The sequence below is a fragment of the Anaerobacillus sp. MEB173 genome, from assembly GCF_052119505.1.
Taxonomy (GTDB): Bacteria; Bacillota; Bacilli; order Bacillales; family JBJMAU01; genus JBJMAU01.
The window spans coordinates 1-8,799 of sequence record NZ_JBJMAU010000035.1 but is presented as its reverse complement, the minus strand read 5'-3'; the positions used below and the strand labels follow the sequence as shown (position 1 = coordinate 8,799).

Annotated in this window: 8 protein-coding genes, 1 rRNA gene and 1 pseudogene; 9 read left to right on the top strand and 1 reads right to left on the bottom strand. The window is 37.2% G+C overall.

Annotated elements, in window-relative coordinates; genetic code table 11:
* The first annotated feature begins 171 nt into the window (after positions 1–171).
* From rrf to ACJ2A9_RS23215, 6 genes are all read left to right on the top strand, one after another.
* Positions 172–287 (top strand): 5S ribosomal RNA (gene rrf, locus ACJ2A9_RS23240).
* 170 nt (positions 288–457) lie between these two features.
* Positions 458–1,228: a TatD family hydrolase gene (locus ACJ2A9_RS23235; RefSeq protein ID WP_441424078.1), complete on the top strand. Its 771-nt coding sequence runs from the start codon at positions 458–460 to the stop codon at positions 1,226–1,228.
* Positions 1,229–1,336: 108 nt separating this feature from the next.
* Entirely contained in the window at positions 1,337–1,684 is a 348-nt protein-coding gene (locus ACJ2A9_RS23230) for a PadR family transcriptional regulator (protein ID WP_441424077.1), read from the top strand.
* Positions 1,665–2,303, top strand: a complete 639-nt coding sequence (locus ACJ2A9_RS23225; protein WP_441424076.1) for an HAAS signaling domain-containing protein — start codon at positions 1,665–1,667, stop codon at positions 2,301–2,303. The genes ACJ2A9_RS23230 and ACJ2A9_RS23225 overlap by 20 nt, the downstream gene beginning before the upstream one ends.
* 67 nt (positions 2,304–2,370) lie before the next feature.
* Entirely contained in the window at positions 2,371–3,822 is a 1,452-nt protein-coding gene (locus tag ACJ2A9_RS23220) for a DUF4153 domain-containing protein (protein ID WP_441424075.1), read from the top strand.
* A 314-nt stretch (positions 3,823–4,136) separates the two neighbouring features.
* The gene (locus tag ACJ2A9_RS23215) at positions 4,137–5,720 is read left to right on the top strand and encodes a malate:quinone oxidoreductase (RefSeq protein WP_441424079.1); all 1,584 of its coding nucleotides are present in this window, start codon (positions 4,137–4,139) and stop codon (positions 5,718–5,720) included.
* 164 nt (positions 5,721–5,884) lie between these two features.
* Here the strand turns inward: ACJ2A9_RS23215 and ACJ2A9_RS23210 are convergent, their stop codons facing one another.
* Positions 5,885–6,760, bottom strand: a complete 876-nt coding sequence (locus tag ACJ2A9_RS23210; RefSeq protein WP_441424074.1) for a cation diffusion facilitator family transporter — start codon at positions 6,758–6,760, stop codon at positions 5,885–5,887.
* Positions 6,761–6,987: 227 nt separating this feature from the next.
* On the opposite strand from ACJ2A9_RS23210, the gene ACJ2A9_RS23205 reads away from it, so the two are divergent.
* From ACJ2A9_RS23205 to ACJ2A9_RS23195, 3 genes and pseudogenes are all read left to right on the top strand, one after another.
* The gene (locus tag ACJ2A9_RS23205; protein WP_441424073.1) at positions 6,988–7,458 is read left to right on the top strand and encodes a DinB family protein; all 471 of its coding nucleotides are present in this window, start codon (positions 6,988–6,990) and stop codon (positions 7,456–7,458) included.
* Between the two features lie 83 nt (positions 7,459–7,541).
* A complete protein-coding gene (deoD, locus tag ACJ2A9_RS23200; protein WP_441424072.1) occupies positions 7,542–8,246 on the top strand; it encodes a purine-nucleoside phosphorylase in 705 nt (234 codons plus the stop codon).
* Positions 8,247–8,595: 349 nt separating this feature from the next.
* Positions 8,596–8,799 (top strand): annotated as a pseudogene (locus ACJ2A9_RS23195) (hypothetical protein); the annotation flags it as partial.

The window sequence follows — 8,799 nt, the reverse complement described above, 5'->3', positions numbered from 1 at the left end:
TAAACTTCGAAGTGAATACTTCTTAAGTGCTTAATCTATTGTTATCTAGTTTTCAGGGAATGAATTCCCTTGGTTAAAAGTTGAAAGTTAAAAGTGAGAAGTTGTTTTGAAAGCTTCTCTGAGAAGCAAAAATAACTCTAAACTCTACACTCTCAACTCTAAACTAAATAGCTTGGTGGCGATAGCGAAGAGGTCACACTCGTTTCCATGCCGAACACGACAGTTAAGCTCTTCAGCGCCGATGGTAGTTGGGGGTTTCCCCCTGTGAGAGTAGGACGTTGCCAGGCAAAAAAGCAGGACTAATCATATGGTTAGTCCTGTTTTTTCGTATATAGAGTCTTTTTTAATAAAGAATCCTTTAGCAGAGTAGTAATAAAGTGAGCAAATTTTTTTCTTGGTAAAAATGTTACATTGAGTAATATCTGGACGATTAGACGAATTAATAGGAAGTGAAAGTATGAAATTGATTGATGCCCATCTTCATTTAGACAGATATCAAAATAAAGAAATTGAGCTTATTTTGGAAGGCACAGACGATGTGGAAGCATGGCTGTCCAACTCATTTGATTTGGAATCATGTAAGCGAAACCTTAAGCTATCAATAAAATACAAGAAGGTAAAGCCTTTATTCGGCTTTCATCCGGAGCAAAGCCTGCCAACAGAAACAGAGTGTAGTCGTTTAATTGAATGGATGACTGAACACCGAACGGAAATGATTGCGGTTGGGGAGGTTGGCTTACCATACTATTTAAGGCAGGAGCAAAAGGTGAATAGGTTGCAGTACGATCGGTATATTGAACTGCTTGAAGTATTCATCGAGATGGCAAAGAAATGGGACAAACCGGTTGCTTTGCATGCCGTCTATGATGATGTTCCAATTGTCTGTGATCTTCTGGAAAAGCATTCTGTGACAAAGGCACACTTCCATTGGTTTAAAGGAGATGCAGTAAGTATCGCGAGAATGATCGAAAATGGCTATTATATCTCAGTGACTCCTGAGGTTGTATATAAGGAAAAGATTAAGAAACTCGTCCGATCTTATCCGCTAGAACAAATGATGGTCGAAACGGATGGTCCATGGCCATTTGAAGGTCCTTTTTCTGGAAAAATGACTCACCCGGCTATGATGAAACAATCGATCACTGTGATTGCAAAATTAATCAACCTTCCTGTAAAAGAGGTTTCGGCAAGGTTGCTGGAAAACACAAAATCATTCTATAAAATATAACCCCCATTTCATATGAAAAATATGGATGAAAGCAAATTTTTCCCTTTACATTTCAAGCTATTAATTATAGAATTTCTACATACATAAAAATTCTAGGTAGGTGAAAACATGTTTAACCGTGAATTGGTAAAAGGAAGTACGTCATTATTATTGCTGCAACTGTTAGAAGAGAGGGATATGTACGGATATGAACTTGTAAAGGAATTGGAAAAGCGCAGCAGCAATGAATTTTCTGTAAAGGAGGGCACGTTGTATCCGGCACTTCATAAGCTTGAGAAGCAGGAATATATTGAATGCTATTGGCAGGAGCAGCCGAAGGGACCAGCACGGAAATATTACCGGATAACAGATGCCGGAAAAGAAATGCTGCTTGAAAAAACCCAGGAATGGGATAACTTTGTTTCAGTGATGAACAAGTTAATGGGGAGAAAGAAACATGGAACGGCTGAAGAGTGAATTTTTAGAAGACTTGGCAACCCTTCTTGGCAATCATCAGGAGAAGGAATCAATTCTCCAGGAATATGATGCACACCTAGAGGAGCTTCTGATGAGTCTTTCGCAGGTTGAGAATGAAGAAGCGGTACGCGAACAAATCTATGACAGGTTTGGGGCACCTGAGGAAATTGCTGCAATGTGGAAGGAAGAGCTTTCGGTGACACCAAGTAATATGAAATGGCTCTTTATTGCTATTAATATCTTTTTCTTTGTTGGGGGAGGCCTCTTAACGTTGGCCCATAATTTATTCAATTGGAACTGGCTTTCAAGCTTATGGTCTGAACTGACTTCTGTACCAGTTCTCATTGCGTTCATTTATATGCTGTTTTGGGCATTGCTTGGCTATGAAATAGGGAAAGGCTTTGGACATAAAGGAAAGAAGCTAATGAAAAAAACATTTTTTCTGGCCTTAATTCCGAATATTACCTTGATGGTCTTGACTGTTTTTCGTATTATTCCTCATGAATGGTTTAATCCGTTACTTAAAGAAACGTTTATTATGCTTTGCATTTTCTTGACACTTCTTTTATACCCGATCTGCTTACTGAGCTACAATTGGGGAAAAAAAGCTTCAATCTAAGCTTTTTTTTGATTATATACCTAGAAAATCTATATATAAAGAAAAACTATATAATGGAGGTTTAAGAATGGAAACTATTATGAAAAAAAGTGACTGGGTCTTTTTAGTATTGTGTTTGCTTGTAGGGATCGTTGCCGAAGAAGCCTTTTTTAGAGGACAGATTGGGATCTCCTATCTTGCCTTTCTCGCTGTATTTTACTGCTTGTTCTTTTGGAGGTTTCGAACGTTTACATTTACACATCAACGGTTCGGTTATCTTATTTTGATTGCAATTTGGTTGCTCGCTGCTGGTTATGCTTTGTATGACACGCAACTTTTTCATGTGCTAAATATCGTTGTCATTCCGGCACTTGTCATTTTTCATTTGTCAGTGATTACTTCTTCAGCTGAAAAAAAGTGGAGTGAGCCATCCTTTTTCTTGCTTACTATATTCCGCTTTTTGAGCGGAATCCGATATTTTGCTTTTTTTACGAGGCAGATCGAAAATCTAGTAAAACGTGGGAATAACAAAAATCAGTATGTTATTTGGAAAAAGATTATGATAGGGCTTATCATTTCAGTTCCGCTTCTGTTTGTGATCCTGAACCTGTTGATTTCAGCTGATGCACAATTTGAAAGGCTGGTCAGTATTCTCCCTACTTTATTTAGCTTTAATGCAGAGATCATGTTCCGTATTGTAATCAGTCTTATTTTTACTTTTGGATTTTTTTGCTATATGCAGGTGCTGATGCAAAAATACAGCATCAAAACAACCGTAACACCAATGCCGATATTAATGGATGGAATCATTACAGTAACGGTGCTGCTCCTATTGGATTTGGTATATATATTATTCGTTGCGGTACAATTCAAATACTTTTTCAGTGGCACGCTTGACGCCGGCTACACATATGCCGAATATGCTCGCCGCGGATTTTTCGAATTGTTATTTGTTACTTTGATCAATTTGACGGTTACGACGTTTATTATTACGTTTACAAAACATGTTCAAGCAATAATCAAAACAATAATCCGTTTTTCGTTAACATTTCTTGTTTTATCAAGCGGGGTACTGCTTCTCTCTGCCTTTATGCGGATGGCAATGTATGAGGAGGCGTATGGATTTACGTTTACACGTATTTTGGTTCAAACGTTTATGATCTTTCTAATGGTCATTTTCGCTTATACTCTAATTAAAATATGGCTTGAGAGGCTTTCGCTGTTTCACTTTTATTTCATGGCTTCGTTACTCTATTATACGGGGATCAATGTAGTAAACATCGATCAAATTGTTGTTGACTGGAATATTGACCGCTATGAGGAGACTGGAAAAATTGATATCGATTATTTAAATCAGTTTTCAACAACGGGGATCATTGGGCTTATTAACCTTTATGAAAAAGATTCAGAAATTCCAGGTTTGGAAGAGTTACTCAAACAACGTAAAGCAGAGCGCGTGTATCTAAAGAGTGACTCCTTTCAATCGTATAATCTTACAAGGAACAAAGCTTTTGAAAAACTAGCAGCATTGGATTTGTAAACGAGAGAGTATTTGTTAATGTGATAAACTGTATTTATATGTGCCGGGCTAACAAAATGGAAAACACTGGGATGATAGAATACTGGTGTTTTCTATTAGTCTTTCAAATTGTTGAAAATGTAGGAATTGTGAGTAAAAATATTGTCTTTTTACCGCAAAAACTTGGGTGAACTGTCGTTTTTTGTATTTATTCATGTCAACAAACTTTTTTATGTACTTTTAAATCTCTGGAAGTTGTTATATAATACTAGATATTATAGTCTATCAAAAAGTTGTAACAGAAAAGTTGTTTGACAAGTTCGTGCCTTATCTTGGTGCAACGCCTACATCTTTTCTGCAAATCCAAGGGGAAAAGGTTGGTTAAAATGAGCATAAGAGAAACGAAAACAGACGTCATTTTAATTGGCGCCGGAATCATGAGTGCGACTTTAGGAACAATATTGAAAGAATTAGTACCAGAATGGAAGATTACAGTGTTTGAGAAGCTTGCAAATGCAGGCGAGGAAAGCTCTAACGAATGGAATAATGCGGGAACTGGACATGCAGCACTGTGCGAACTTAACTACACCGACGAAAAACCAGATGGATCAGTTGATATTAGTAAAGCTATCAAAATTAATGAACAGTTTCAGGTTTCAATGCAGTTTTGGTCTTATCTTGTAAACAAAAAGCTGATAAAGAATCCTGAGGATTTTATCATGCAATTGCCTCATATGAGTTTAGTACAAGGAGAACAAAATGTATCATTTTTAAAGAAACGTTTTGAAGCACTAGCAAACAACCCTTTATTCCAAGGAATGGAATTTTCCGAAGATCCGGAAAAACTGATGGAATGGCTTCCACTTGTCATGGAAGGACGCGAATCGAATGAACCTATTGCTGCGACAAAAATTGACACTGGAACGGATGTCAACTTTGGTGCCTTAACTCGTATGTTATTTGAGCACTTAGAGAATAAAAATGTCGATTTACATTATAATCATTCTGTGAATGATATTAAACGCACTAGCGACGGCTTGTGGGAATTGAAAGTAAAGAATCTCGAAAGTAATACTGTCGAGCGCCATACTGCAAAGTTTGTCTTTATTGGTGGCGGTGGAGGAAGCCTGCATTTACTGCAAAAATCCGGCATTCCTGAAGGAAAGCATATTGGAGGATTTCCTGTAAGCGGAATCTTTATGGTCTGTAATAACTCGGATGTTGTCGAACAGCATCATGCAAAAGTATACGGTCGTGCGAAGGTTGGTGCTCCGCCGATGTCAGTTCCTCACCTTGACACAAGATTTATCGAAAATAAAAAATCGTTACTATTTGGACCTTTTGCAGGCTTCTCACCAAAGTTCTTAAAAACTGGCTCAATGTTAGACTTAGTAACTTCGGTAAAACCTGACAATGTCTTAACGATGTTAGCTGCAGGTGCAAAGGAAATACCATTGACAAAATACTTGATTCAACAAGTAATGTTATCGAAAGAACAGCGCATGGAAGAACTCCGCGAATTTATCCCGAATGCTAAAAGCGAGGATTGGGATTTTGTCGTAGCTGGCCAACGTGTGCAAGTAATCAAAGATACTGACGAGGGTGGCAAAGGAACGCTTCAATTTGGTACAGAAGTGATTTCGGCTGCTGATGGCTCAATCGCAGCATTACTGGGAGCTTCTCCAGGTGCTTCGACAGCTGTTCACGTTATGATTGAGGTACTTAAAAAATGCTTCCCGCAACAGATGAAGGCTTGGGAACCGAAAATTAAAGAAATGATTCCTTCTTATGGAGTCTCATTAATGGAAAACCCAGATCTTCTGCACGACATTCACAGATCAACAGAGCAAGCGCTCGGTCTAAGTGAACAAGTTCCGCAGACACTTGATCAAAGGGAAAAAGAGCTGGCATATAGTTAATTCTTTAGTTTCGGATAAATAAGTGTAAGCAATCTGTATCATGTATGGACAAGAAATAGAAAAATACACGTTTAGGCATTGCTATGTACAGCAATGCCTTTTACATTGTCGTAATTTGAAAATAGCTAACTATAATTCTTTATGAATGTTTTTCTATGATGACATCAGATCAGTTTTATATAAGTGACCGGTTCAACATGTACATGTGTATAGCTGACATTGTGTCGTTGTTTGAGGATTTTTTCAACATTATCAGCAATTTTATGGCCTTCAATGACATCTAAATTAGGGTGAACTAGAATGATGACATCGACATAAACTTTGTTTCCTAATGTTCTTGCTTTTACGTCCTTTATTAATTGTACCCCTTTAACGGACTTAATCGTTTTCCGAAATTCGTTTAAATCATTTTTATAAAAACCGTCGCTTAAGTGATAAGAGGATTCACGGAAGATTTCCCATGCTGTTTTACAAATCAGAAAAGCGATGATAAAGCCTGCAAGTGGATCAAGCCATGGCATTGATAGTTGAGCGCCTAATACACTAACTGCAACTCCGATACTTAACCACGAATCAGCCAGATTATCTTTGGCAGCTGCTTTTAATGATTGGCTATTCGTTCTTTTTGCTAATCTAATATTATAGCTGTAGACGAGAAACATAACAACAGCACAGATGATAGCTACCCAAGCAGCAAGTGGGTCAGGGCTATGAATTTTTGATGTGAACAGTGATTTACTAGTTTCTATGATCACTTGAATCCCAATTGACATCATAATAAATGAAGCAACTAAGGAAGCAATCGTTTCCGCTTTATGAAAGCCATATGGATGATTGCCGCCAGCTGGTTTTTTTGATATTTTTAAGCCTATTAATATGAAGGTTGAAACCAATATGTCAGAGGCATTATTTAGTCCATCGGCGACGAGGGCGGTGGAACTCGACAGGATTCCAACGACAATTTTTCCAATCGATAAAAAAATGTACGTAATAAGACTTAACCATACTCCTTTTTCCGCATGTTCTTGTTTCTCTTTCATACCATCACCCGCAATCACATTGGTATATTGTATACCAAACTTACTTTTTGTTTATTTTATCAGAATTTTTAAAAAAAAGAAATAGAAAAGTAAAAGTTTTATAGTTGATCATCATTTGTATGGAAGAAATCAAGTTGCCAAACAGGAAACTGTTGGTAAACTATGAAATCTGTTACTATGGTAGATAGTAAATACTATTAAATATTATTAGTGAAAGTGGGATGAGGATGGAACAGACCGTGTTGAAGCAACTAGATGTTGTACGTAAGATTACAATAAATGAAGTAGAGGGATTATCTGAAGAGACGTTAAATACCATACCGGATGGGTTTAATAACAACATAAGATGGAATTTAGGACATATCTATTTAGTTCAAGAAAAGTTTGCTTTTTATTTTGCTGGTGAACCTATGCAAGTACCAGAAAGTTTTGATCGATTATTTGGAAGAGGAACGTCGCCTAGTGACTGGAGTGAGGAGCTTCCGAAGCTTGATGTCTTACTTCAAATGCTAGAGGACCAACCAAAGCGAATTCAGGAAACGTTCCAAAACCGTTTATCAGAGCAAGTGAAGGAACCGTTTACTACAAGAAGCGGTGTTACATTATCTACGATTGGAGAGTTTGTTAATTTTACAATGTATCACGAGGGAATGCATGTCAGTGCCATAAAACTATTAAAGCGTTTTGCAGAGAAATAAATCTAATACTCTGCAGTTTTTTCTCATAATTAAATTGGGTAAGATTTGTTTAAAATGGAAACAATGAGAGTGAGGTGAAGAATATGAGTGTACACATTCAAGCAAAAGAGGGCGAAATCGCTGATCGTATTTTGTTACCAGGTGATCCGCTGCGCGCTAAGCATATTGCAGAAAACTTTCTTGATAACCCACAGCAATTTAATGAAGTTAGAGGTATGCTTGGCTTTACGGGGACATTTAAAGGGGAAAGAGTTTCAGTCATGGGTACTGGAATGGGGGTCCCATCAATTTCAATTTACGTGAACGAGCTATTAAATGAATACAAAGTCAAAAAGCTGATTCGAATTGGTACGTGTGGCGCTTTTCAAGATGATGTCAAGGTCCGTGATGTTATTTTAGCAATGAGTGCATCGACGGATTCAAATGTGAATAACATTCGTTTTAATGGGTTAAACTACGCACCTACTGCCAATTTTGAATTACTCTTGAATGCTTATGAATCTGTTCGTAATCAAAATAAGAATGTCCATGTTGGCAACGTCTTTACGAGTGACACTTTCTATGACAACGATCCGTCGTTTATTACGAATCTTTCAGCTCACGGTTCACTTGCTGTGGAAATGGAAACAAGTGCATTATATACACTTGCAGCTAAGTTTAAGGCACAAGCGTTATCGATTTTAACTGTTAGTGATCATTTATTAACAAGAGAAGAAACATCGAGTGAAGAACGCCAAACATCCTTTAATCAGATGGTTGAAATCGCCCTAGAAACAATTATAAAATAATTTAAAATTGGTAACTGAAAATGTGAAAAAAGCGCTCAATGAGTGCTTTTTTTGCTGTCTAATACATCTGTTTTGTGATAAAAAAGATAAAAATCCACGAAATTGTTGAATAGTTTTGTGCATTCTGTGAACCAAAGTCAATATGTGACCAAGAGCACATTTTTTATCATATCAATTTAATATATTAGTATTAGAAAGATGCTCAATGAGCACAGATAAAACAACAAAGAAACCTAACCCCTTTAGATAGAAAATCCCTAGAAAAATAATATATCTAAAGGAAGCTAATCCCTAGTAACTAGTATTCTTGTTGTTTTATACTTTTCAAACAAATTAGGAGGGTCTAGTTATGAAAAAGGCATTAGGTTTAAGTGCAAGCGCAATGTTAGCATTAGCACTGTTAGTAGGTTGTGGTGCACAAAGCACTTCTGAAGAGAAAGTTGAAGAGAAAGTTGATCAAAGCGTTGAAATAGAACAAACATCAACATCAGGCGGTAGCTACAGCTATGAAGTAAATCCGGAAGACTATGAGCCGATTGCTCCACACCAAGGC

Bases quoted from the DNA above. Each gene is read 5' to 3' on its own strand.
- ACJ2A9_RS23235 (WP_441424078.1), top strand. From the start codon at position 458: ATGAAATTGATTGATGCCCATCTTCATTTAGACAGATATCAAAATAAA.
- ACJ2A9_RS23230 (WP_441424077.1), top strand. From the start codon at position 1,337: ATGTTTAACCGTGAATTGGTAAAAGGAAGTACGTCATTATTATTGCTG.
- ACJ2A9_RS23225 (WP_441424076.1), top strand. From the start codon at position 1,665: ATGGAACGGCTGAAGAGTGAATTTTTAGAAGACTTGGCAACCCTTCTT.
- ACJ2A9_RS23220 (WP_441424075.1), top strand. From the start codon at position 2,371: ATGGAAACTATTATGAAAAAAAGTGACTGGGTCTTTTTAGTATTGTGT.
- ACJ2A9_RS23210 (WP_441424074.1), bottom strand. From the start codon at position 6,760: ATGAAAGAGAAACAAGAACATGCGGAAAAAGGAGTATGGTTAAGTCTT.
- ACJ2A9_RS23205 (WP_441424073.1), top strand. From the start codon at position 6,988: ATGGAACAGACCGTGTTGAAGCAACTAGATGTTGTACGTAAGATTACA.
- deoD (WP_441424072.1), top strand. From the start codon at position 7,542: ATGAGTGTACACATTCAAGCAAAAGAGGGCGAAATCGCTGATCGTATT.